Here is a 22,780-nt window from a genome sequence, read left to right on the forward strand (position 1 = left end):
AGGTCACTTCGCTGTGGAGATGGTTCGGGAAGGGTGGGGCTGCGTGATGGGCGGCGCCTGTTCCCACCCGCCGCCCAGCGCCTTGAACAGGCGCACCTGCGCCGCCGCCACATCCAGATCGGCAGCGGCCAAGGCGGCGGATGCCTCGCTGCGCGCGCGCAAGGCGGCCAAAGCTTCCAGCGCGGTCGCCCCGCCCGCCGCGCGCTGGCGGCGCATCAGATCGTCGGCCTGAGCGCTGCGCTCGACCGCGCGGGTCAGCGCAGCCTGCCGCTCCAGCACAGCGCCGTAATCGCGCGCGGCCTGATTGACCTCCTTGAAGGCATTCAGGATCGCGCCATCGTAGGCGGCCAGCGCCGCCGCCTCCCCGGCCCGCGCCTGACGGATGCGCGCCCGCGCCACGCCGATGTCGGGAAAACTCCAGTCGAGCAGCGGACCAATCCGCCAGACCATATTGCCCCGCGCGCGCAGCCCGCCCGGCGTGGGAGAGGAAACCGCCTGCTGCGCGCTCAAGGCGATATGCGGATAGAGATCGCCCACCGCCACGCCGATCCGCGCCGTGCTGGCCGCCAGCCTGCTTTCGGCGGCGCGCACATCGGGGCGACGGCGCAGCAGCCCATAGCCATCGCCGATGGGCGGGGTTTCGGCCAGCCCCGGCACTTGCGTGCAAGTCGCGACTGCAACGGGACCGTCGCCCGGCATATGGCCTGACAAGACCGCCAGTTCGGCCAGGGCGTCATGGCGCGCCGCCTCAAGCGCGGGGATGGAGGCCTCGACAGCATCGGCGGTGGCATCGGCGCGCATCACATCGGCGGGCACGCCTGCTCCCGCCGCGCGCAGGCTTTCAACCAGATCGCGGACCTGCTTTGCCTGGCGCAACAGATCGCGCGCAACCGCCGCCTGATGCGCAAAGCCGCAGACGCGCAGCCATGCTCCGGTCACATCGGCGGCCACCGCGATCCGCACGCCGTCCAGCAGCGCCGCGGAGGTCCGGGCATCGGCCCGCGCGGCGCGGACCTGCGCCCTCAGCCGCCCGGTCAGATCCAGCTCCCATGACACATCCCCGCCCAGATCATAGCGTGGACCGGTGCGGATGGTGTCACCGCCCTGCCATGCGGCGGTGATCTGATCCTGAAGCGTGCTGCCGCCGCCCACGCCTGCCGAGAGGGTGGCGCCGGGCAGTTGCCCGGCCCGCGCCTTGCCCAGCAGCGCACGTGCTTCTTGCCAATGGGCAGCCGCCGCGCGCAGATCGCGATTGTTCGCCAGCGCCTCCTCCACCAGCGCATCGAGCGCCGGATCGCGATAGAGCCGCCACCATGCCGAAACGGGCTGCCGATCCTCGGCCAGGGGCTGGTCGGTCAGGCGATCCGGCAGGGCAAGGGTCGAGGCAGGCGGCGCTTTCGGCGCGGAGACGCATCCAGCCAGCAGTGATGCCGAAAGGGTGGCGCAGATCAGTCTGCGGAAGGAAGGATAAGGCACGCAGGGGTCCACTCGATGGTTGACAGCCCTGTCGGTAAACGTAAGCGCCTTGCCCTTCTCACGCGAGAATGACATTCATCGTCGCGATATGGACAATCCGCGCAGCCATGACGATTGCGATGCCGCCCCCACACCGATCACGGCGCTGGCCAGTGAGCATCCCCATGGCGAGCATATCGCCGCCCATCGCCACGCCCGCGCCCAGCTGATCCATACGCTGAGCGGCGTGATGACCGTGAATGGCGAGGACGGCAGCTGGATCGTGCCGCCGGGACGGGCAGTGTGGATGCCCGCCGGGCAGGATCATGCCATCAGGATTGCGGGCGATGTCTCGATGCGCACCGTCTTTGTGCGCGAGGATGCGCGGGCGGCCCTGCCCCGGGGCTGCGAGGTCATCGCCGTTTCGCCCTTTCTGCGCGAGGCCATTGTGGCGGCCACGCGCATCCCCCTCGATTACGCCCCAGGCGGGCGGGACGAGCGGGTGATGCAGCTGATCCTCGACGAGATCGAAGCCGCCCCGCGCCTCGATCTGCATATCCATCTGCCGCGCGATCCGCGCCTGATGCGTGTCTGCGAAAGGATCATCGCCGATCCCGCCGCGCCCGCCTCGCTGGAGGAGCTGGCGCAGGTCATCCATGTCAGCGCCCGCACGCTGGCGCGCATGTTCCACCGCGAGCTGGGCACCAGCTTTGGCGACTGGCTGCGCCGCACCCGCCTGCTGCTCAGCCTGCCGCGCCTGGCCGCGGGCGCCTCGGTGCTGGAGGTGGCGCTGGAGCATGGCTATGAAAGCCCCAGCGCCTTTGCCGCAATGTTCCGCCGCACCTTGGGCTTTTCCCCCACGGCCTATCTGCAAAGGGGCGGGGATTGAAGATTCGCGTCATGACGTGCTAGCGGGCGCGGTCGCTTTCAGAAACGGAACCCCATGACCCATATCATCGACGGCAAGGCCATCGCCAGACAGCTGCGGGAAGAGATCGCCAAGGAAACCGCGCAGCTGGTGGCCAAGGGCGTGACGCCGGGTCTGGCCGTGGTGATCGTGGGCGAGGATCCGGCCAGCCATGTCTATGTCAAATCCAAGGCGACACAGACGGTGGAGGTCGGCATGGCCTCCTTCAAGCATGTGCTGGATGAGGGCACCAGTCAGGCGGATCTGCTCGCCCTGATCGCGCGGCTGAACGCCGATCCGGTGGTGGACGGTATTCTGGTGCAATTGCCCCTGCCCAGGCAGATCGATGCCGAAACGGTGCTTCACGCCATTCTGCCGGCCAAGGATGTGGATGGCTTCCATCCCGTCAATGTCGGGCAGGTGGCCACGGGCAGCGGCGGCATCGCGCCCTGCACGCCCTTTGGCGCGATGAAGCTGATCAAAAGCGTCCGCAGCGATCTTGCGGGCCTGCATGCCGTGGTGGTGGGCCGCTCGAACATTGTCGGCAAGCCGATGGTGCAGCTGCTGCTGGACGAGCATTGCACGGTGACGGTGGTGCATTCGCGTACGCAGGATGTGGCCGCGCTGGTGCGCGCCGCCGATATCGTGGTCGCCGCCGTGGGCCGCCCCGAGATGATCCGGGGCGACTGGATCAAGCCCGGCGCCATCGTGATCGATGTGGGCATCAACCGCGTCATCACGGAGGATGGAAAGTCGCGTCTGGTGGGCGATGTCGCTTATGAGGAAGCCGCCAAAGTCGCCGCCGCCATCACCCCCGTGCCCGGCGGCGTGGGGCCGATGACCATCGCCAGCCTGCTGGCCAACACGCTTCAGGCGGCCAAGGCGCGGCTGGGCTAGGCTTCAGGCGCCAGTTTTACGGCGGCGAAGGGCGCGTCCAGCCCTTGCCGCCGCTCATGGCGACAGCTTTTGCGCCCCTTCCGAAACCATACCGAACTGAGCATATTCTTGAGTTCAGCTCATAACTGTGTTCCGCCAGAATCATCAATAAACGGAAACCGCTGGCCACGTTCATGTGTTATCCCTTGATGACCGGGCGTCGTGGCGGGCCAAACCTGCGCGATGCCTCCTGCAGCGGAGGGATAATCCGATGAAATCTGGCGATGCTTTCGGTTTTTCCCGCAGAGGCGTGCTGGTGGGCGGCAGCGCCGCTGGCGCTGTGCTGGTCCATGCCGGTCCTGTCCAGGCGGCGCCTGCCAAAGGCGATGTGCCCGTCACCATGCCCGTCTCTCTGGAGGTGAACGGCACGCGGCATGATCTGCAGCTCGATACACGCACCACCCTGCTCGACGCGCTGCGCGAGCATCTTCACCTCATCGGCACCAAGAAGGGCTGCGACCACGGCCAATGCGGCGCCTGCACCGTGATCGTCAATGGTGAGCGGATCAATTCCTGCCTCAGCCTCGCTCTCCAGCATCAGGGCGACAAGGTGACGACCATCGAGGGCCTAGGCACGCCCGACAAGCTGCACCCCATGCAGGCCGCCTTCATCGAGCATGACGGCTTTCAATGCGGCTATTGCACGCCGGGCCAGATCTGCTCGGCGGTTGCGGTGCTGGGCGAGATCAGGCGCGGCGTGCCCAGCCATGTGCAGGAGGATATCGTGGCGGCGCCCGCCGTCTCCAATCAGGAATTGCGCGAAAGGATGAGCGGCAACATCTGCCGCTGCGGCGCCTATTCGAACATTATGGAAGCGATGCAACACGTTGCGGGGGAAAGCGCATGAAAGCCTTCACCTATGAACGCGCGCAAAGCCCCGCGCAGGCCGCCGCCGCCGTGGCGCGCAAGCCCGGCGCCAAATTTCTGGCGGGCGGCACCAATCTGCTCGATCTGATGAAGCTGCAGATCGAGACACCCACCCATCTGGTCGATGTGCAGGATCTGAAACTCGACCGCATCGAGGAAACAGCCGAGGGCGGCCTGCGCATCGGCGCGCTGGTGCGCAACACGGCGCTCGCTTCGGACATGCGCGTCAGGCGCGATTACGGCGTGCTGACCAAGGCCATCGTGGCCGGGGCCTCGGGCCAATTGCGCAACAAGGCGACCACGGCTGGCAATCTGCTCCAGCGCACCCGCTGCCCCTATTTCTATGACACCAACCAGCCCTGCAACAAACGCCAGCCGGGCTCCGGCTGTGGGGCGATCGGCGGCGTGTCGCGCCAACTGGGGGTGATCGGCGTTTCGGATGCCTGCATCGCCACCTATCCGGGCGACATGGCCGTCGCCCTGCGCCTGCTCGACGCCCATGTCGAGACAGTCGATCCGCAAGGCGCGGTGCGCTCGATCCCCATCGGCGAGTTCCATCGCCTGTGGGGCGATACGCCGCATCTCGAAACCAGCCTGAAGCGCGGCGAGCTGATCACGGCGGTCACCCTGCCCCGCCCCATCGGCGGCAGGCATCTCTATCACAAGGTGCGCGACCGGGCGTCTTACGCCTTTGCGCTGGTCTCCGTGGCGGCGGTGATCCATCCCGATGGCTCGGGCCGGGTGGCCTTTGGCGGCGTGGCGCCCAGGCCATGGCGGGTGGAAGCGGCGGAAGAGGCCATGCCGCGCGGGGCGCAGGCCGTCACCGCGCAGGTCTTCGCCGAGGCCCGCCCCACGGCGGATAACCGTTTCAAGCTGCAACTGGCCACCCGCACTCTGGCGGGCGTGATGGCGGAGGCGCGCGCATGAAGTTCGAGACCCCGGCGGGCAAGAACCCCATCGATCAGTTGAAAGTCGTCGGCCGCGCCACATCGCGGATCGACGGCAGGTTGAAGACCACCGGCAATGCGCCCTACGCCTATGAGCAGCATGATGTCGCGGCCCATCAGGCCTATGGCTTCGTGGTGGGCGCGGCCATCGCCAAAGGGCGCATCACCGCCATGGACACCACGCTGGCCAGGGCGGCCCCCGGCGTGGTGGCCGTGATCGGCACGCTCGATCATGCCCAGCCTTTGCCCAAAAGCCGCTTCAACACCGCTCATTTGTTCGGCGGGCCGCAGGTGGAGCATTACCATCAGGCGATCGCGCTGGTGGTGGCCGACAGCTTCGAGCAGGCGCGCGCCGCCGCCGCGCTGATCCGCACCGATTATGCCCGCGAACCGGGCCAGTTCGATCTGGCGAAGGCGGCGCCCGATGCGCCGCTGGTGCCCGGTAGCAAAGGCAAGCCCGACGTTGCCCGCGTGGGTGATTTCGACACCGCCTTCACGCAAGCGCCCGTGCAACTGGACCGCAGCTACACCACGCCCGATGAAAGCCATGCGATGATGGAGCCGCATGCCACCATCGCCGCCTGGGATGGTGACAGGCTGACCGTCTGGACATCGAACCAGATGATCGCCTGGGGCAAGGCGAGCCTGGCCACCACGCTGGGCATGCCGCCTGAAAAGATCCGTCTGAATGCCCCCTTCATCGGCGGAGGCTTCGGGGGCAAGCTGTTCATCCGGGCCGATGTGGTGCTGGCGGCGCTGGGGGCCAAGGCTGCCGGGCGCCCGGTCAAGCTTGCCCTGACCCGCCCGATGATGATGAACAACACCACGCATCGTCCCGCCACGATCCAGCGCGTGCGGCTGGGCGCCACGCGTGATGGCAAGCTGACGGCGATCGCGCATAGTTCGGCCAGCGGCGATCTGCCGGGCGGCGATCCGGAGGCCGCGGTCTCGCAGACCCAGCTGCTCTACGCGGCGCCCCATCGCGAGACCTTCATGAAACTCGCCGTGCTTGACCTGCCCGAAGGCAACGCCATGCGCGCGCCGGGCGAAGCCCCCGGGCTGATGGTGCTGGAAATGGCCATGGACGAAATGGCCGAGAAGCTGGGGATGGACCCGGTTGAATTCCGCATCCTCAACGACACGCAGGTCGATCCCGCCAAGCCCGATCGCTCTTTCTCGCAGCGGCATCTGATCGAATGCCTGCGGACGGGGGCGGAGAAGTTCGGCTGGTCGAAACGCAATCCCAAACCGGCGCAGGTTCGCGAAGGCCGCTGGCTGATCGGCATGGGCGTTGCGGCGGGGTTCCGCAACAATCTGCTGATGAAGTCGGCGGCGCGCATCAGGCTGGAACGCGGCGGTCGCCTGACGGTCGAGACCGACATGACCGACATCGGGACGGGTTCCTACACCATCCTTGCCCAGACTGCGGCAGAGATGATGGGCGTGCCGCTCGATGCGGTGACGGTGAAGCTGGGCGACAGCGATTTTCCTGCTTCGGCAGGTTCTGGCGGGCAATGGGGCGGCAACAACTCGACAGCAGGGCTCTATGCCGCCTGCGTCAAGCTGCGCGCCATGGTGGCGCAGACCCTGGGCCTGAGCGAGAACGCCCATTTCGCGGATGGCAAGGTCATCGAGGGAGAGAAAGCCTTGCCGCTGGCGCAGGCCGCGCGCGAAGGGCCGCTCACCGCCGAGGATCTCATCGAATATGGCACGCTGGACAAGCAATATCAGCAATCGACCTTCGCCAGCCATTTCGTTGAAGCGGCGGTCGATGCCTATACCGGCGAAACGCGAATCCGGCGCATGCTGGCGGTCTGCGACGCCGGTCGCATCCTCAATCCCAAGGCGGCACGCAGTCAGGTGATTGGCGCGATGACCATGGGCGTGGGCGCTGCGCTCAGCGAGGAGCTGGCGGTGGACAAGCGCTTTGGCTACTTCGTCAACCACGATCTGGCCGGTTACGAGGTGGCGGTCCATGCCGATATTCCGCATCAGGAGGTGATGTTCCTGGATTATCCGGACGACAAATCCTCCCCCATGAAGGCCAAGGGCGTGGGCGAACTGGGCCTTTGCGGCGTGGGCGCCGCCATCGCCAATGCCATCTACAATGCCACCGGCGTGCGGGTGCGCGATTACCCCATCACGCTGGACAAGCATCTCGAACATCTGCCGGTGCTTGCCTGATGGCGGCGGGCCTCTCCGCCAGCCCCGGCGCGGTCTACACCGACTGGGTGCTGCCCTTTCTGGATGAGGCCATGGCGCAGGGGCAGCGGGTGGCGCTGGTCACGCTGGTGGGTGTCAGCGGCTCCTCGCCGCGCCCGCTGGGCAGCCAGTTGGCGGTGCGCGAGGATGGCGCCTCGGTGGGGTTGATCAGCGGGGGCTGCGTGGAGCCGAGCCTCGTGCTCGACGCCGTGCAGGCGATCCGGGATCAGCGCTGCCATCTGGAGCGCTATGGGCAGGGATCGCGCTTTATCGATCTGCGCCTGCCCTGTGGGTCGGCCATCGATGTCTATTTCGATACCGGGCTGACGCGGGATCTGGTGAAGGATCTGCTTGAGGCGCGGGCGCAACGCCGTCCTGTTACGATGGCCATCGACACAAGCCGCCATCGGCGCCGGCTGCTTGATGACGAACAGATGGCCCCGGACTTGTTCCTGCGCCCTTATGCGCCATCGTGCAGGATCACCATCGCGGGCGCCGGGCATGTCATGGTGGCGCTCGCCGGGCTGTGCCGCCTGTGCGAGATGGAGGTCGATCTGGTCAGCACCGACCGCTTGACCTGCCATTTGCTCGAACAGCAAGGCTTCCATCCGCAGGTGGTCAATGCCTGGGCTCAGGCGGGCTGGCATGGGCTGGATCGCTGGTCGGGGGCTGTCCTGCTCTCGCATGATCATGACGACGAGGCGGGTGTGCTGGCCGACATCCTTGGCACGCAGGCCTTCTACATCGGCGCCCTGGGATCGCGCCGCACCCATGCGCGGCGTCTCGACCTGCTGCGCCATATGGGCGTGCCCGAGGACGATCTGGCCCGCATTCGCGGACCTGTCGGCCTGTCCATCGGGGCGATGACGCCGCCCGAGATCGCGACCTCCATTCTGGCCGAGATCATCGCCCATTGGCGCGCGCGTCCCAACTCGCATGCCGGACATGCCGCAGCGGATCTGGCGCGGATGGAAGCATGATGAGCGCGACGATGGTGGCCGTGCTGGGCGCGGGTGCGGGCTTGCGCATGGGTGGCGGCAAACTGGACCGCGATCTGGGCGGACGGCCGCTGGGCGCCTGGGCCATGGCGAGCGCGCAGAGCCTTGGCGCCCCGGTCTGCCTGATTTCGGCCCAGCAACAACCCGACTGGCTCGGACCCGGCGTAACGCTGGTGCATAACCCTGACGCCAGCTCCGGCATGGCTTCATCCTTGCACCGCGCCGTGGAGCAGGCACGCGAGAGGCGCGCGGGGCGCCTGCTGGTCATGCTGGCCGATATGCCCTTCGTGGACACGGCGACCTTGCACATGCTTCTCGACCGGACATCGCGGGAGACGGTCACGGCCTGCCGTTATCACGATGGCAGGCTCGGGCCGCCGGCCTGCTTCGGGGGCGACCGCCTGGATGGTCTTGCCGATCTGGCTGGTGACATGGGCGCGCGCCAACTGCTCAACCAGCCCGGTTTTGCGCTTGGGCTTGCCGTCGATGCCGAGCAGTTGATGGATATCGATACGCCGGACGATCTGCAACTTGCCCGCTGCAGAGCCGGGCGACGCATGCAACTGGAAGGCCGCGAAAACAAGGAACGCGCTGGCGGAGAGCGCTGACAAAACTGCCGGTCATCCGCGCGACGTGATCGGCATCTGGTGGTCATTGCTTATCATTCGAGGCCCGCAGCAAGGAGGAGATGACCTGCTCCGGTCAAAGCTGCTTCGCCAAGGCATAGCCCTGCTGTGTCGCAAACACGATGCGGCGCGGGGCATAGGCATCACCGAGGAGGTGAACGTCCTCGCGCGTCTCCTCCAGCCGGGTGAAGAGATCCGCATTTGAGATTCCGCCGCAAGCCAGCACCACGCTGTCAAAACCGTCATGCAGGCTTTCTCGCTGCGAATAGACGTTGCGCGTGCGGATGATGGGCAGGTCTATGCCCGTCACCGCCTCCATGCAGATGAGCCTTGCCCCCGCTTCCGACAAGCGGCCAAGCAGCGTTCCGATGGAATAGCGGCTGACCAGCGGCGCCGGACCATTGGTCTGGATGAAAAGGGTCACGCGCCGGCCTTCACGCGCCAGCATATCGGCAAAAGCAAGGGGAGCGATATGATCGTCCTGCACGATGATGGCGACATCGCGGCCCACCGTCTCCTCGCCCTTCAGATAGCGCCACATATCGCAGACATGCGCGCCTTCCGCGCCCGGTATGGCCGGACGGCGCGGCGAGGCGCCTGTCGCCAGCGCGATCACCCCGGCCTCATGCCTGGCCAGCGCGTCATGGGTCGCTTCCTGTCCCAGCCGCACGGTCACGCCCAGATCCTCCAGCCGCGCGGCCTGATAGCGGATAAGGTCAGCGAAAGCGGCCTGCCCGGGCAGCATGGCGGCAAGCCGCACCTGCCCGCCAAGCTCCTCGTCCTTCTCCCACAGTTCGACCCGATGGCCTCGTTCACGCGCGGTGATCGCCAGTTGCATCCCCGCCGGGCCGCCGCCGATGACCAGCAGGTTACGGGGCGCCTCCGTCCTGGGCAGGTCCGTGCGGTCACCAAGGCCCAGCGCTGGATTGACCGTGCAGGCGAAGGGAAGCCCCTCCGCCACGCCGCGGTTGATGCAGTCATTGGTGCCGATGCAGGGCCGGAAGGGGCGAGCGTCCTCACCCATGGCCTTGGCGACAAAAGCGGCGTCGGCAAGATGCGCCCGGCCAACAGCGACCATATCCGCATGGCCTGCCGCCAGGATCGCTTCGGCCACCTCCGGCCGGTTGACGCGCCCGCCATAGATCACCGGCACGTCAAGCTGGCGTTTGAATGCGCCCGCCATCTCGGCCCATTGGCCGGGCCGGAAATGCCAGGGCTGGATGTAGCTGGGGAAACCCCAGCCCGTGCCCATCACGCAATGGATGTAATCGACATGCCCCGTTTGCTGGAGCCATCCGGCGATCCGCAGCCCTTCATCGGCATCATAGCCCCCCGGTTCCGCCTCCGCCATGTTGAGGCGGACGCCCACGGTCAGCCTGTCTCCCACGGCAGCCCGGATCTCCGCCAGAATCTCGCCGAGGAAGGCCATGCGGCCCTCGAAACTGCCGCCATAGCCGTCGCTGCGGCGGTTGGTGAGCGGCGAGAGGAACCATTCGATCAGATCGTCGTGGTTGGCATGCAGTTCGATCGCATCGAGGCCCGCCGCCAGCGCCTGCTGCGCCGAGAAACGATATTCAGCGACAAACCAGGCGATCTCGCGCCGGGTCAGCGCATGGGGCACCAGATTGATGACAGGGCCGGACAGCGTGGGCGACGGGCCATGCGGCATGCCGCCCTGCATGATCAATTGCGTGCCGACGCGCGCGCCGCGATCCTGCGCCTCTGCAGCGAGGCGCCCCATGCGTTCGACGAAGAGGGGGCTGCGGAAGACCCCGCCCTTGCGCGATCCCACGCCCTGCGGATCAAAGCCGGGCGGGCAGATATTCTCCACGAAACCGTTGAGCGCGATGAGATAGCCCGTGCCGCCCTCGGCCAGCGTGCGCCAATAGGAGATGTAGCGCTCGGCCTCATCCTCCGTGCCCAGCAGCGCGCCCAGCATGGCCGCATGGGGCGGAGCCGCGATGCGATTGCGCACCGTCATCTGGCCCAGGCGCAAAGGTTCGAAGATCAGTTGCGGTTTCATGGCTCTTCTCCCGAGAGAGAAGCTATTTAAATATAGCCCATGGTGCAATATTTATTTCTTCAAACCCTTTCGCCAGACTTCGTTACTCCCGGCCATGCCCTTGAAAGCATGGCCGAAAGCGCGGTCATCAAGGCACGATCACATAATCCGGATTGGCGACAGCGAACACCGCATCACGATCGGCTGCGGGGGGATAGATCCACACGCGGTTGATCTCCTGCTTGACCGCCTTGGCTTCTGCGCGCGTGAGCCGCACCTGCCTGTCCCAGCCTTCGGTGAACAGCGCGCCCCAGTCTCCAAGGTCCACGCAGGTGACATATTTCGGCTGACTGTAAGGGTGAAGCGGCAGGCCGACGAGTTCGGCGGCGGCATTATGCCCTGCCACGCGCCCCAGGCTCAACGCATGCTGGCACGACATGGCGGCGACATGGCCCAGATCGTCCGACGCCGCCCGCGCCGTGTCTCCCGTTACGAAGATGCCCTCGGCGCCCGGCGCATGAAGGTAGGCATCGGCGACCACGCGACCCATGTCGTCATGCTCGCCGGGGATCTGCCCCGCCAGCGGGCTGGCGCGCATCCCCGCCGCCCAGACCACGGTGCTGGTTTCGATCGTTTCGCCAGACGAAAGCGTGACGCTGTCAGCAGCGATCGCGGTCACCCGCACCGCCGAGCGGACCTCCACCCCGGCAAAGGCAAGGGCCTCGGCGAAATGGGGCACCGTGGCCGCGCCAAGCGACCTGCCGGGCTGGTCGGCGGTGTCGATCAGGATAACACGGAAGGTGGCGTCCTGACCCAGGGCGGCGCGCAGGCGGATCGGCATCTCCGTCACCGCCTCAAGGCCGGTCAGCCCCCCGCCCGCAACGACCACGGTGTTGCGAGCCGGGCTTTCAGGCCGCTCTGCAAGCGCCTTGAGGTGAGCGTCGAGCGCTTGCGCGCTGTCGAACTGATCCGTGTCGAAGGCGTGTTCGGCAAGACCGGGCACAGCGGGTCGGAACAGCTGGCTGCCAGCCGCCAGAACGAAGCGGTCATAGGCGAAGGTTTCGCGCACGCCCTCGTTCCGGACGACAGTCAGGGTGCGGGCGTCCGCATCGATCGTTTCGACCAGACCCGGCACGTGCCGCGCGCCCACGGCTGAGAAAAGGCCTCCGACATCCGGGTTCATATTCTCGAGTTCCGCCTCATAGAGCCGTGGGCGAATGACGAGGTTGGGCGCAGGCGACACAATGACCACCTCAACCTCATCCTGCTTGCCCGCCAGAGCTATGGCGCGGCTGGCGGAGAGCGCGGCCCATACTCCAGCGAAGCCGGTCCCGGCGATGACGATCTTCTGAGGCATGAAACGATCCTTTCTGGCTGTTTGCCGGGCGCGGTTCATCGTCCGCGGCATCCCTGATGCTGCGGCACGCGGCACTTTCCCGGCGCGGCCCGGCGGCTGGCCCGAGAAAGACATCATTGTTGATCAAATCCATGCGCCAACAGCGCGCATGGCTCAGCGGCGCGGGATCAGTCGGGCACGTCGCGTGCAGGCCTGCCGCCGCGTGTGGCGCGTCCGCTCACGCGGTCGCTGATCCAGCCGTTCACATCATCGGCGAAAGCGGGCGGCGCCTTGCGCATGAAGCGTTCACCGACGCTCGCCAAAGTCTGGGATGCCAATGTGTCCCGCATGGCCTTCTCGGCCTGCAGCATGACGGCATGGATGGCGCAGGTGCCCGCCGTCGCCCAACCCGGAGCCTGCGCTCCGAACACCGCGCAGCGTCCCCGCACTTCCTGGCAGTCGAACAGAGGCTTCTCACCCTCGATGGCATCGACGACATCGAGGAAGCTGATCCGGTCCGCTGGCCGTGCAAGCAGGTAGCCGCCCCTGACGCCCTCGCTTGCTTTCACGATGCCCGCCTTTTCGAGCCTGGGAAAGATTTTCGCGAGGAAGCTGGGCGAAACGCCCTGCAGTTCGGCAAGATCCCTGCTGCTGACCGGGCGATTGTCGTTACCGACAAGCCACAGCAGGCAGTGGATGCCATATTCGACGCTGGTGGTTATGTGAGCCATGAACGCAGACTAATACAGTCGGCGTTTGCGAGTCAATGATAAACGCGGATACAATGAGTCTTAGTTTATATGCTACACTTCTCCCGCCGTCCATCCATGGACAATCATCTGATTTTAGTGGATTTCCTTTCGATCTCGAGCAGTGGAATATTGAATGCAGCCCCCGGAAAGACCGCTGGTCCGGTGGTTGGCACAGCCCGACACCGCCATTGCCAATGCCGCAATCACAGGCTGACAGCGCGACGATCAGCCCCGATTCACACAAATTGCAAATGAGTTTGATTCTCATTATTCGATTATGTATCTGCCCCTGCGGCAAACCGGGGGGAATCACATGTCATCGCTTTTCACATCCTGCGCGCTTCTGCTGGCCAGCGCGGCTCCCGCTCCTGCCAGCACCGAGGCTCCGGCGGGCAACAGCCAGCCCGCCTCGGATGACATCATCGTCACCGGCGAAAAGGCCGACCGCACCATCCAGCACACCACCACCAGCGTGGCCGTCACCACGCCGCAGCAGATCAGGGATCAGGCGATCCTCTCGATTCAGGATGTCTACAACCGCACCGCCAATGTGGCGGAAACCTATGGCTCCTCGGGCTTCACCATTCGCGGGGTGAACAACAAGGGCGTCTCGGGCGCGGGCGGGGCGGATACGGCCACGGTCTACGTCGATGGCGCGCCGCTGCCCAGCGAAGCCCTGTTCGGCGGCCCCACCGATCTGTGGGATGTGAGTCAGGTGGAGATTTTGCGCGGGCCGCAATCGACCATTCAGGGCCTCAACGCACTGGCCGGATCGGTGGTGATCGAAACCAGAGACCCGACGCAAAAGTGGAGCGCCGATGGCCGCGCCTTGTGGAGCAGCCAGATGCAGCGCACCTTCTCCGCCGCCGTGGGCGGCCCCATCGTGCCGGGCGAACTGGCCTTCCGCCTCGCTGTCGAGCATCGCGCCGATCGCGGCATCATCCACAACATCGTGCGCGGCGGCTATGACGACCGGCTCAATTCGCTCAATCTGCGCGGCAAGCTGCTCTGGACGCCCGGCGCCCTGCCCGATCTGACGGTCAAGCTGGGCTACAACCGGGTGCGCCGCGCGGGCGGCTACATGTTCCAATACACCGACACCAGCGTTCCCAACTATTACGACAACCGCATCTCGCAGAGCAACCGCCCCAACCGTGGCAACATCGCCACCGACATCGCCACGGCGGATATCGCCTATCGCCTCGGAGATCATGTCAAGCTGAGCAGCATCACCTCGTGGAACCGCATCCATAGCAACATCGCCGCCGATGCCGATTACACGCCGGTGGACAGCGCCTCGATCCTCAACATCTACACCACAAGGACGCTGACCGAGGAGCTGCGCCTCAACTACAAGGATGACAGGCTGAGCGGCCTGCTGGGCGGCTGGTATTATCACCGCAACCAGACCTATTTCGCCAACAGCCAGGTCAATGTCGCCACCCCCACCGGCACGATTTCCAGCCTGCTGCAAAGCGGCGGCTTTCCCGCTGCCGCCGCCAATCAGATCACCGCGCTTTATGCCGCGCAACTGCCGGTGATCCCGGTGGCCTACCTCGCCAATCAGCCCACGCAGGTCGAGACCGCCGCCTTCTTCGGCGACGGACGCTACAAGCTTACCGATCGCTTCTCGCTGATCGCCGGTTTCCGCTACGATCATGAGCGCAACCGCAGCGCATCGGACACCACCGCCACCTTCACCGGCGCCTACCCCAACCCTGCCACGTTCGGCGCGCCGGGCAGCGCGCTTTACGCCGCCGTCTCGGCGATCAATGCTGGGGTGGCGGGGATCGTCGCCTCGGCGGGGGCCAGCGCGCCCGCGGCCACGCGCAACTTCAACGCCTTCCTGCCCAAGGGCGGGATCAGCATGGACTGGACGCCGCATCTCACCACCGCCGTAACGGTGCAAAAGGGCTATCGCTCGGGCGGATCGAGCCAAAATCCGGCGCGCTCCACACTGGTCGCCTATGACCCGGAGCACACGCTGAATTTCGAGGGCGCGCTCCGCGGCAACTGGCTGGATGGACGGCTGACGCTCAACGCCAACCTGTTCTACACAAAATGGACCAACCAGCAGGTGACGGTCTATCGCGGCCTCAACACCTATGACTACAACACGGTGAATGCGGGCAAATCGCATCTCTGGGGCTTCGAGGTGGAGGCGGGCCATCGCTTCAACAAGGCGCTGGATGCCTTTGCTTCGGTCGGCCATGTGAAGACGCGCTTCGACCAGTTCCAGCTGCCCACCGGCACCACCTCGACCAGCGACCTGTCAGGCTCGCAATTCGCCTATGCCCCAACCTGGACTTTGGCGGGCGGGCTTAACGCCAGGCTGAAGGGCGGCTGGAACGGCAATATCAACGTCAACTGGCGCAGCAGCGTCTTCACCAGCGTGGGCGCGGGGCAGGAGCAATATCGCGTCGGCGCGCGGGCGGTGGCCAATGGGCGCGTGGGCTATGACGCGGGCCATTGGGGCGCTTATCTGTTCGCGCGCAACATCTTCAACGCCAGATACAAGCAGTACAATTACGCGGCCCTCCATCAGGCCGTGCTGGGTGACCCGCAGACGATCGGCGGCGAAGTGGATCTGCACTGGTGATCGCTCCGGACTGGATCGCGGCGCCCTTGCTGTTGGCGGCTGGCAGCGCTGGCGGCTGGCTGCTGCGCACCAGCTGGCGCGATCGCCAGAACGACCGGCCTGCGCTGGTGATCGCCGGTTGGGCGCTGCTGGTGGCCGACGCTGCGGGCGCGGCTTTGGCGCTGGGCGTGATGCCCGGCATCGCCGCCGCGCTGGCGCTCGCGCCTCTGGGCCTGCTGGCCGTGGTGATGCAAGGCGCGATACGGCGCGAAGCCCGCCAACCGCGCGACCGCGCCAATCTTGCTCCCGAACCGCTGGAGGGCACCTCGCGCCCATGGCGCGGCTGGGTGAAGGGCCTGCTGGCCGGGCCTTTGGGGATGACGGCAGCGATGGGCATCGCCTTTTGCTACGCCGTCTGGATGCCCGGCGCGGTGCAGACACGGCTGCTGATCGCCGCGCTGCTGGTGCCCGCCCTGTGGGGTCTGGCCATGACATGGACTCTGGCCGATCAGCGTCTGCTGCGCTCCACCGCCGTGCTGGCGGGCACGTCACTGCTGGGCTTCGGGCTGGCCTTTCTGAAGGGAATGTCGTGATGGGACGCAGCAATCAGACGCCGAAAGGTGGGCTCTATCGGCCCGAGATCGTGCGGGCGGTGCTCAGCGGGCATTCGGTGCTGGGGATCGCTTTTGCGGCGGTGATCTATCTGGTCTGCCTGACCGGGGCCCTGTCGGTGTTCCAGCAGGATTTCACCCTGTGGGAGCAGCCCGGCCTGCCGCGTGTCGAGCGCATCTCCGACGCCGCCGTGGTCCATGCCGTGGCTCAGCTGGCCCCGCGCGTGGGCGAGGAGACGCTCTATGTCTCCTTCCCGGATGCCGATATGCCCCGCCTGCGCCTGACGATGGACAATGGCCACGAGGAACACAACTGGATCGCCGATGCGCAAGGCCGCATCGTGGGTGAGGTGGACACGCCCTGGACCGAATTCCTGACCACCCTGCATATCCAGCTTCATTTGCCACGCGGCTGGGGCGGCTTCATCGTGGGGCTGACGGGGGTGGCGCTGCTCTCCTCGCTGATCTCGGGCATTCTCTCGCATCCGCGCGTTCTGCGTGACGCTTTCCATCTGCGGCTGGGCGGATCACGCCGCCTGCAGGAGGCCGACTGGCACAACCGTCTCGGCGTCTGGCCACTGCCCTTCCATGTGCTGGTCTCGCTGACCGGCGCCTTGCTGGGGCTGAGCACGATCATCGTGGGCGCGCTGGCGATGCTGCTCTATCGTGGCGATACGCAACGGGTCTATGCGCTGCTGCTGCCGCCCAAACCTCCCGTGGACGCCCGCGCCGCGCCTCTGCCCGATCTCGGCGCGATGCTGGCGACGGCGCGTGCCAAGGCTCCGCTGGGTGATCCGCATATGATGATCATCACTCACGCCGGGCGGCGCGACGCCAGCGTCTCGCTGACGCAAGAGCGCCCCGGCCTGCTTGCCACGCAGGACAGCTTCGCCTTCACCGCCAATGGCCGCATCCTTCAGGAAAAACACCCCGGCGGACTGACCTTGGGCGAACAGATCCTCGGTGCGCTGGGCACGCTGCATTTCGGCTGGTTCGGCGGGGTGGCGGTGCGCATCGCCTATGGGCTGCTGGGCATCGCGCTCAGCGCGGTGACCGCGAGCGGCATCCATGTCTGGCTGGCCCGCCGCCGCGACAAGGGCCGCCCCGCGCCGCAGTGGGAGCGCATTTGGGCCAGCATCCTGTGGGGTCAGCCCGCCATTCTGGCGCTGACCGCCGCGTTGGGCGTGGCGGCCCCAGCCATGATCGAACGCATGGCGACAGGCCTGTGGCTGGGGCTGACCATGGCTTCGGTGATCGCCGCCGCCGTGGTCACGCGGGTGACGGACGCCCGGATTCGGGCCTTGCTGCGCCGGATGACCGGAGCGCTTCTCGTCGTGACGGCCCTGCTCCATGTGGCGCGTCATGGCGCTCACGGTGACGGCATCGCCATGGACGCCATACTCGCCACGCTTGGTCTTTGCCTGACGTGGTCCTGGCGAGGGAAGCGCATGAACGACACCGCGCGGGAGGCCTCTGCGTCCGTCGAACCTTTCGCCAGCTCCGCGAAAGGCTGAACTGCCCATCACCACCATGCGCGGCGGGGCCTGGTGGCGCTTTAAAAGGTAGGGCGTTTCAGAAGGTGAAGCCCATCTGGGCCTGAGCGGGCGGCTCCGGCAGAGCGCCCTCCAGCTTGAGCATATGCGCCTTGGAGTCCGATCCGCCCGGCGCCGAAAAGCCGCCGATCCTGCCGCCCGCCGCCAGCACGCGATGGCAGGGAATGATCAGAGGCACGGGATTGCGGGCCATCGCCTCACCCACCAGACGGGCGGCCTGCGGTTCTTCACCCAGATCGCGGGCGACAGCGCCATAGGTGGTGGTCTGCCCCCAGCCCAGTTTCCGCACGAGATCGTAGATGCGCAGGAACAGCGGCTCCTGCTCCCCCAGATCGACGGGCACCCGGGAGAAATCCTGCACCTCTCCGGCGAAATAGCGTTGCGAGGCTTCGATAACGGCGCCGACCTTTTCGGGCGGCCGGGTGGCGGTGGAGGCCGGATGCCGCTTGAACAAGGCCCGTTCGGCCTGATCCTGGCTGGATGCGGGCAGACGAAAGGCCACAACACCGCGCGACGTCCAGCCAATCGCCGCAAAGCCGTGAGCGGTGGCGAAGATATGATGGCGGATCGCTTGCATGGTGGCCTTATACGGGTGCTGCCTTCATGCCCCATATCAGCCGCGACGGCGCTTATTTCAACCCTGCCTCCAGCGCCAGACGCAGCAGATCGGCGGTGCGGGCCACGCCCAGTTTGGTCTTGATCAGGCTGCAATTGTTGGCGATCGTTTTGTACCCCAGCCCCAGCAGATCGGCGATTTCACTCAGACTCTTGCCCGAAGCCAGCTGGCGCAGGATTTCCAGATCACGCGGGGCCAGCTGCGCCAGCGAACTGGCGGGGGTGGCGGTCTGCAAGGCCAGCGCCTGCGCCAGTTCATGCTCGATATAGCGCCCGCCAGCGCCCACCTTGCGGATGGCTGTCAGCATCTCGTCGGGCGAGGCGTTCTTGCTGACATAGCCCTGCGCCCCGGCATTGAGCGCGCGGGTGACATAGAGCGGCTCGGCATGCATGCTCAGCACCAGAATGGGCGTGGCGCTGATCTGCCGCAGCCGGGCGACCAGCTCCACCCCGCCCAGTTGCGGTAGGTTGAGATCGACGATGATCAGATCGAGGTTTTGCGCCCGCGCGATGGCCAGGCCTTCGCGCCCGGTTTCCGCCTCGAAAATCTCGTCCTGAGAGATGATCGCCAGCATGCGCCGCAAGCCTGCGCGCACCACGGCATGATCGTCGACCAGCAGAATTCTCATGACTGTCCTTCCTCATGCGGCCATGCCAGCCGGGCCTGCACGCTCCACCCCTGCCCCGCAGCGCCCGGGCCATAGGTCAGGCTGCCGCCCCCGGCCTCGACCCTTTCACGCATGCCGATCAGGCCCAGCCCGCTGCCGCCGGCCACGCTCTGGCTGGAGCCATCATCCTCCACCGTCACCAACAGCTCATCCTTGCCGCGCGCCAGAGCGATGCGGATCAGGCCCGGCTTGCCGTGGCGCACGGCATTGTTCACGCCCTCCTGCACGATGCGATAGGCCACTTCGGCGGTGGGGCCAGAGATCGCTTCATCGGGCAAGGCAAGGTCGAACAGCAGATCGGGCTGGCGGGTGGCCCAGAAACGCACCAGATCCTCGATGGCGGCATTCAGGCCAAATTCCGTCACCTGCGTGGGGCGCAGCCGCACCAGCAGATCGCGCACCTGCTTCTGCATGTAGCGCACCGCGCTCTGGATTTCCTGGACCCGCTCGGGGATGGCATCGTGACGTCCGGAGGCTGCGAATTGCGCGATCACCTCGGCGTCGAGACTGACCGCGAAGAGATGCGGCCCGATCTCGTCATGCAGATCGCGGGCGATATCGGCGCGCTCTTCCTCCTGAAGGTTGGCCAGTTGCTCGGCCAGCTGGCGGTTGCGGGCGCTGGTGGCTTCCAACGCGCCCGCCATCAGGTTGAAGCCGCGTTGCAGGTGCAGCACCTCTGGCGCGCCCGTTTCGGCCACACGCCCGGCATAATCCCCGCCGCCCAGCCCGGCAAAGCGTTGCGCCAGCACAGTCAGCGGGCGGAAGGCTGCGGTGATCACCATATAGACCATCAGCAGCCCGGCCATCGCCGTCACCACCAGCACGCCCATCAGCGCGAGGAACTCATTCCATGTTGCGCCCACGTCCAGATCCGGGGTTGGCGTCAACACCAGTTGCCCCGCGCCGAAACGGGTTTGCGGCAAGGGGAGCGCCATGCTCGAGGGCGGGATCTTGAGCAAAGCGCGGAACCAGCCCGGTGGCGGCGCATCGCCCTGCTGCGTGTGGGAAACAGCCACAGTCTGCCCCTCCGCCCCCAGCAGCGCGGCATGGACATGGCGATTGCCGTCAAAGGTCTCCACCAGTTCACGCAAATCGCGGGCAGGATGGTCCGATTGCGGCAGATCCTCGAAGGCCCCGGCCACCGTCTGGCGCGCGCCCCCCATCCCGGCAGTGAGTTCGGCGGAAAGGGCGCGCCGCACCTCATAGCCCGCCACCAGCGTGCCCAGAGTCATGGCCAGCAGCAGGACCAGCCCGATAACCAGAATGATGCGAACCCTGAGCGGCATGGCCCAAGGCTTAACACAGGCCGCGCCCCGACGGGACGCTTTTCCTGAACGCTTATGCAGATCGGGAATTCTTCCCGGGAAGATCGGGAAGCCTTGCCATCGCCCGCCCTTGGCGCGCGCGATAGTTGGCAGGCATAGTTTCCAGACAGGGTTCCCCCCAATGCTCCATGCCTCCTTTCGTTCGGTCCTTGCGCTTTCCGTCAGCACCGCCGCGCTGCTCGCCGCGCCCCAGGCTTTTGCCGAAACCAATGGCGCGCCCGCCGATATCGTGGTGACGGCCAAGCGGCTCGACGATGCGCGCGAAAGCATCAAGCCCAGTCTTGGCGCCTCGACCTACACGCTGGATGCGCAGGCCATCGCCAATCTGCCGGGTGGCGACAATCTGGGCATGCAGGACATCATCCTGCAGATGCCCGGCGTCAGCCAGGACCAGTTCGGCCAGTTCCATGTGCGCGACGAGCACAATGGCGTGCAATACCGCCTCAACGGCATCATCCTGCCCGAAAGCATCGCGGTCTTCGGCCAGATGCTCTCACCGCGCATGGTGGACAAGGTGAGCCTCGTCACTGGCACGCTGCCCGCGCAATATGGGCTGCGCACGGCGGGCATCATCGACATCACCACCAAATCGGGGCAGGCGAACAGCGCCACCTTCAGCCTCTATGGCGGCAGCCATGAGACCATCGAGCCCAGCGTCTCGGTCAGCGGCAGCAAGGGGGCGACAAGCTGGTTCTTCTCGGGCGATTACAAGCACAGCGATCTGGGCATCGAGAACGTCAATGGCAATTACAGCGCCATTCATGACCGCACCAACCAGTTCAACGGCTTTGGCTATGTCGACCATATTCTGAGCGAGAATGACCGGATCGCGCTGACCGGCGGTTACGCCAACCAGCATTACCAGATTCCCAACCCCACGGGGCTGGTGGGCGGCCAGACCGATGTCAACGGCAACCCCGTCGCGGTCAATGGCGTGACCAGCGTCAACAGCGAGAATTTGAACGAGCAGCAGTTGCAGACCTTCGGCTTCGGTGCGCTGAGCTGGCTGCACACCAATGGCCAGTTCTCCTCGCAGCTTTCGGCCTTCGGGCGGGTGGCCAATCTGGACTATCGCCCCGATTATGTCGGTGAGATGTTGTTCAACGGCACCGCGCAATATGCCAGCAAGCGCGACATCACCGTGGGCCTGCAATGGGACGCGGCCTATAAGATCAACGCGCATCACACCCTGCGCGGCGGCCTGCTGTTCGAGAATGACAACTCGCACAGCTGGACCAACACCGGCACCTTCCCCACCGATGGCGATGTTTACGATCCCACCCAGCCGCTCGACGGCTACAGCGCGGGCAACATCATCGGGCCGGACCAGCTCAATGCCTCGATCACCAACATCACCCAGCGCAGCTACAGCGCCTATCTGCAGGACGAATGGCATCTGACGCTTCGCTTCGTGCTGAACTTCGGCGCGCGCTTCGATGAAAACGACGGCTTGCGCGATGAACGCCAGCTCAGCCCGCGCGTCAATATGGTGTGGACGCCCACCAACAGCACCACGGTGCATGCCGGCTATGCCCGCTATTTCGCCCCCGCGCCCTTCGAGCTGATCGCCAGCAGCAATCTGGCGCAGGTCTACAACACCACTGCCACGCCCAATGTGCGCACCAACACCGCCACCTATGCCCAGCGCGAGAACTATTGGGACGCGGGCATTCAGCAGAAGATCGGCTCCCTGACTTTGGGGCTGGATGGCTATTTCCGCCGCTCGACCCATCTGGTGGATGAAGGCCAGTTCGGCGCGCCGATCATCCTGACGCCCTTCAACTACGCCAAGGGCCGCATCTTCGGCACCGAATTCACCGCCAATTACACCCATGGCGGTTTCAGCGCCTATGGCAACATCGCCTATGAGAAGGCGCAGGGCACGCAGATCACCTCCAACGAATACAATTTCGCCGCCGCCGATCTGGCCTATATCGCCAGTCACTACATCTATCTCGACCATGACCAGACCTGGAGCGGTTCGGCGGGCGCCTCCTGGCGCTGGTCAAGCGGAGTGCTGAAAGGCTCGCGCATTTCGGCGGATATGGTCTTCGGTTCGGGCCTGCGCAGCGATCTGACGCTGGCCGATGGCAGCTCGATCCCCAATGGCGCGGCTTTGCCGGATTACGCCACCTTCAACCTCTCGGTCGGGCACAAGTTCGTCCGCAGCGGCGTGGATGTGCGGCTCGATGTGCAGAACCTGTTCGACAAGATCTATGAGGTGCGCGACGGCACCGGCGTGGGCGTGGGCGCGCCCTCTTTCGGCGCGCGTCGCGGGGTGTTCCTGGGCATTTCCAAGACGATCTGATCCATCGCGACGAGGCCTAGCGGAAAAGGAAGGGCCGCTGCCGGTCGGCAACGGCCCTTCTCAAGCCACACCTGATTTCGGTCGATCTCTTCCG

Annotated in this window: 18 protein-coding genes; 11 read left to right on the plus strand and 7 right to left on the minus strand. The window is 65.9% G+C overall.

The window, feature by feature from the left end; translation table 11 throughout:
* Positions 1-3 precede the first annotated feature (3 nt).
* Complete coding sequence (locus SR3_RS01030) at positions 4-1,476, minus strand: efflux transporter outer membrane subunit (RefSeq protein WP_068079725.1); 1,473 nt, start codon at positions 1,474-1,476, stop codon at positions 4-6.
* 49 nt (positions 1,477-1,525) lie between these two features.
* On the opposite strand from SR3_RS01030, the gene SR3_RS01035 reads away from it, so the two are divergent.
* The 7 genes from SR3_RS01035 (at position 1,526) to SR3_RS01065 (ending at position 8,920) form a co-directional block, all read left to right on the plus strand.
* On the plus strand, positions 1,526-2,344 hold the full coding sequence (locus SR3_RS01035) for an AraC family transcriptional regulator (RefSeq protein ID WP_245653676.1): 819 nt from the start codon (positions 1,526-1,528) through the stop codon (positions 2,342-2,344).
* Positions 2,345-2,398: 54 nt separating this feature from the next.
* Positions 2,399-3,259 carry a bifunctional methylenetetrahydrofolate dehydrogenase/methenyltetrahydrofolate cyclohydrolase FolD gene (gene folD, locus SR3_RS01040; RefSeq protein WP_068079729.1) on the plus strand — a complete coding sequence of 287 codons (861 nt, stop codon included), beginning with the start codon at positions 2,399-2,401 and terminating at the stop codon, positions 3,257-3,259.
* Between the two features lie 250 nt (positions 3,260-3,509).
* Entirely contained in the window at positions 3,510-4,145 is a 636-nt protein-coding gene (gene paoA / locus SR3_RS01045) for an aldehyde dehydrogenase iron-sulfur subunit PaoA (protein ID WP_068079731.1), read from the plus strand.
* Complete coding sequence (locus tag SR3_RS01050) at positions 4,142-5,092, plus strand: FAD binding domain-containing protein (protein WP_068079734.1); 951 nt, start codon at positions 4,142-4,144, stop codon at positions 5,090-5,092. The genes paoA and SR3_RS01050 overlap by 4 nt, the downstream gene beginning before the upstream one ends.
* A complete protein-coding gene (gene paoC, locus SR3_RS01055; RefSeq protein WP_068079736.1) occupies positions 5,089-7,296 on the plus strand; it encodes an aldehyde oxidoreductase molybdenum-binding subunit PaoC in 2,208 nt (735 codons plus the stop codon). The genes SR3_RS01050 and paoC overlap by 4 nt, the downstream gene beginning before the upstream one ends.
* On the plus strand, positions 7,296-8,294 hold the full coding sequence (locus tag SR3_RS01060) for an XdhC family protein (RefSeq protein WP_068079738.1): 999 nt from the start codon (positions 7,296-7,298) through the stop codon (positions 8,292-8,294). Before paoC ends, SR3_RS01060 begins: the two co-directional genes overlap by 1 nt.
* Positions 8,291-8,920, plus strand: coding sequence for a nucleotidyltransferase family protein (locus SR3_RS01065; protein ID WP_245653678.1), 630 nt, complete (start codon positions 8,291-8,293; stop codon positions 8,918-8,920). Before SR3_RS01060 ends, SR3_RS01065 begins: the two co-directional genes overlap by 4 nt.
* Before the next feature lie 94 nt (positions 8,921-9,014).
* On the opposite strand, the gene SR3_RS01070 is transcribed toward SR3_RS01065, so the two are convergent.
* The 3 genes from SR3_RS01070 to SR3_RS01080 all read right to left on the minus strand — a co-directional run bounded on the left by SR3_RS01070 (position 9,015) and on the right by SR3_RS01080 (position 13,007).
* Positions 9,015-10,961: an oxidoreductase gene (locus SR3_RS01070; RefSeq protein ID WP_068079740.1), complete on the minus strand. Its 1,947-nt coding sequence runs from the start codon at positions 10,959-10,961 to the stop codon at positions 9,015-9,017.
* A gap of 127 nt (positions 10,962-11,088) precedes the next feature.
* Positions 11,089-12,297 carry an NAD(P)/FAD-dependent oxidoreductase gene (locus SR3_RS01075; RefSeq protein WP_068079742.1) on the minus strand — a complete coding sequence of 403 codons (1,209 nt, stop codon included), beginning with the start codon at positions 12,295-12,297 and terminating at the stop codon, positions 11,089-11,091.
* A gap of 167 nt (positions 12,298-12,464) precedes the next feature.
* Positions 12,465-13,007 carry an RrF2 family transcriptional regulator gene (locus SR3_RS01080; RefSeq protein ID WP_068079744.1) on the minus strand — a complete coding sequence of 181 codons (543 nt, stop codon included), beginning with the start codon at positions 13,005-13,007 and terminating at the stop codon, positions 12,465-12,467.
* Positions 13,008-13,341: 334 nt separating this feature from the next.
* Here SR3_RS01080 and SR3_RS01085 point away from each other — a divergent pair, with 334 nt between their 5' ends.
* Genes SR3_RS01085 through SR3_RS01095 form a run of 3 tightly spaced genes read left to right on the plus strand, consistent with a single transcriptional unit; the run spans position 13,342 to position 17,731 of the window.
* Positions 13,342-15,627, plus strand: a complete 2,286-nt coding sequence (locus tag SR3_RS01085) for a TonB-dependent receptor (RefSeq protein WP_068079902.1) — start codon at positions 13,342-13,344, stop codon at positions 15,625-15,627.
* Positions 15,624-16,199 (plus strand): hypothetical protein, encoded by a 576-nt coding sequence (locus SR3_RS01090; protein ID WP_245653680.1) that lies wholly within the window; start codon positions 15,624-15,626, stop codon positions 16,197-16,199. The genes SR3_RS01085 and SR3_RS01090 overlap by 4 nt, the downstream gene beginning before the upstream one ends.
* Positions 16,199-17,731, plus strand: coding sequence for a PepSY-associated TM helix domain-containing protein (locus SR3_RS01095; protein ID WP_084454792.1), 1,533 nt, complete (start codon positions 16,199-16,201; stop codon positions 17,729-17,731). The genes SR3_RS01090 and SR3_RS01095 overlap by 1 nt, the downstream gene beginning before the upstream one ends.
* A gap of 58 nt (positions 17,732-17,789) precedes the next feature.
* Here SR3_RS01095 and SR3_RS01100 read toward each other — a convergent pair whose 3' ends face one another.
* From SR3_RS01100 to SR3_RS01110, 3 genes are read right to left on the minus strand one after another with little or no spacing between them, the layout of a single operon-like run.
* Positions 17,790-18,347 carry a methylated-DNA--[protein]-cysteine S-methyltransferase gene (locus SR3_RS01100; protein WP_068079748.1) on the minus strand — a complete coding sequence of 186 codons (558 nt, stop codon included), beginning with the start codon at positions 18,345-18,347 and terminating at the stop codon, positions 17,790-17,792.
* 52 nt (positions 18,348-18,399) lie between these two features.
* Positions 18,400-19,014 (minus strand): response regulator, encoded by a 615-nt coding sequence (locus tag SR3_RS01105; protein WP_068079750.1) that lies wholly within the window; start codon positions 19,012-19,014, stop codon positions 18,400-18,402.
* On the minus strand, positions 19,011-20,339 hold the full coding sequence (locus tag SR3_RS01110) for a sensor histidine kinase (protein ID WP_068079752.1): 1,329 nt from the start codon (positions 20,337-20,339) through the stop codon (positions 19,011-19,013). The genes SR3_RS01105 and SR3_RS01110 overlap by 4 nt, the downstream gene beginning before the upstream one ends.
* A 160-nt stretch (positions 20,340-20,499) precedes the next feature.
* Between SR3_RS01110 and SR3_RS01115 the strand changes: the two genes are divergently transcribed.
* Positions 20,500-22,686 carry a TonB-dependent receptor gene (locus tag SR3_RS01115; protein WP_068079754.1) on the plus strand — a complete coding sequence of 729 codons (2,187 nt, stop codon included), beginning with the start codon at positions 20,500-20,502 and terminating at the stop codon, positions 22,684-22,686.
* The last annotated feature ends 94 nt before the right edge of the window (positions 22,687-22,780 follow it).

The sequence above is a fragment of the Novosphingobium rosa NBRC 15208 genome (assembly GCF_001598555.1).
In the GTDB taxonomy this organism is placed as follows: Bacteria; Pseudomonadota; Alphaproteobacteria; order Sphingomonadales; family Sphingomonadaceae; genus Novosphingobium; species Novosphingobium rosa.

Bases quoted from the DNA above. Each gene is read 5' to 3' on its own strand.
- folD (WP_068079729.1), top strand. From the start codon at position 2,399: ATGACCCATATCATCGACGGCAAGGCCATCGCCAGACAGCTGCGGGAA.
- paoA (WP_068079731.1), top strand. From the start codon at position 3,510: ATGAAATCTGGCGATGCTTTCGGTTTTTCCCGCAGAGGCGTGCTGGTG.
- SR3_RS01050 (WP_068079734.1), top strand. From the start codon at position 4,142: ATGAAAGCCTTCACCTATGAACGCGCGCAAAGCCCCGCGCAGGCCGCC.
- paoC (WP_068079736.1), top strand. From the start codon at position 5,089: ATGAAGTTCGAGACCCCGGCGGGCAAGAACCCCATCGATCAGTTGAAA.
- SR3_RS01060 (WP_068079738.1), top strand. From the start codon at position 7,296: ATGGCGGCGGGCCTCTCCGCCAGCCCCGGCGCGGTCTACACCGACTGG.
- SR3_RS01065 (WP_245653678.1), top strand. From the start codon at position 8,291: ATGATGAGCGCGACGATGGTGGCCGTGCTGGGCGCGGGTGCGGGCTTG.
- SR3_RS01070 (WP_068079740.1), bottom strand. From the start codon at position 10,961: ATGAAACCGCAACTGATCTTCGAACCTTTGCGCCTGGGCCAGATGACG.
- SR3_RS01075 (WP_068079742.1), bottom strand. From the start codon at position 12,297: ATGCCTCAGAAGATCGTCATCGCCGGGACCGGCTTCGCTGGAGTATGG.
- SR3_RS01080 (WP_068079744.1), bottom strand. From the start codon at position 13,007: ATGGCTCACATAACCACCAGCGTCGAATATGGCATCCACTGCCTGCTG.
- SR3_RS01085 (WP_068079902.1), top strand. From the start codon at position 13,342: ATGTCATCGCTTTTCACATCCTGCGCGCTTCTGCTGGCCAGCGCGGCT.
- SR3_RS01095 (WP_084454792.1), top strand. From the start codon at position 16,199: ATGGGACGCAGCAATCAGACGCCGAAAGGTGGGCTCTATCGGCCCGAG.
- SR3_RS01100 (WP_068079748.1), bottom strand. From the start codon at position 18,347: ATGCAAGCGATCCGCCATCATATCTTCGCCACCGCTCACGGCTTTGCG.
- SR3_RS01105 (WP_068079750.1), bottom strand. From the start codon at position 19,014: ATGAGAATTCTGCTGGTCGACGATCATGCCGTGGTGCGCGCAGGCTTG.
- SR3_RS01110 (WP_068079752.1), bottom strand. From the start codon at position 20,339: ATGCCGCTCAGGGTTCGCATCATTCTGGTTATCGGGCTGGTCCTGCTG.
- SR3_RS01115 (WP_068079754.1), top strand. From the start codon at position 20,500: ATGCTCCATGCCTCCTTTCGTTCGGTCCTTGCGCTTTCCGTCAGCACC.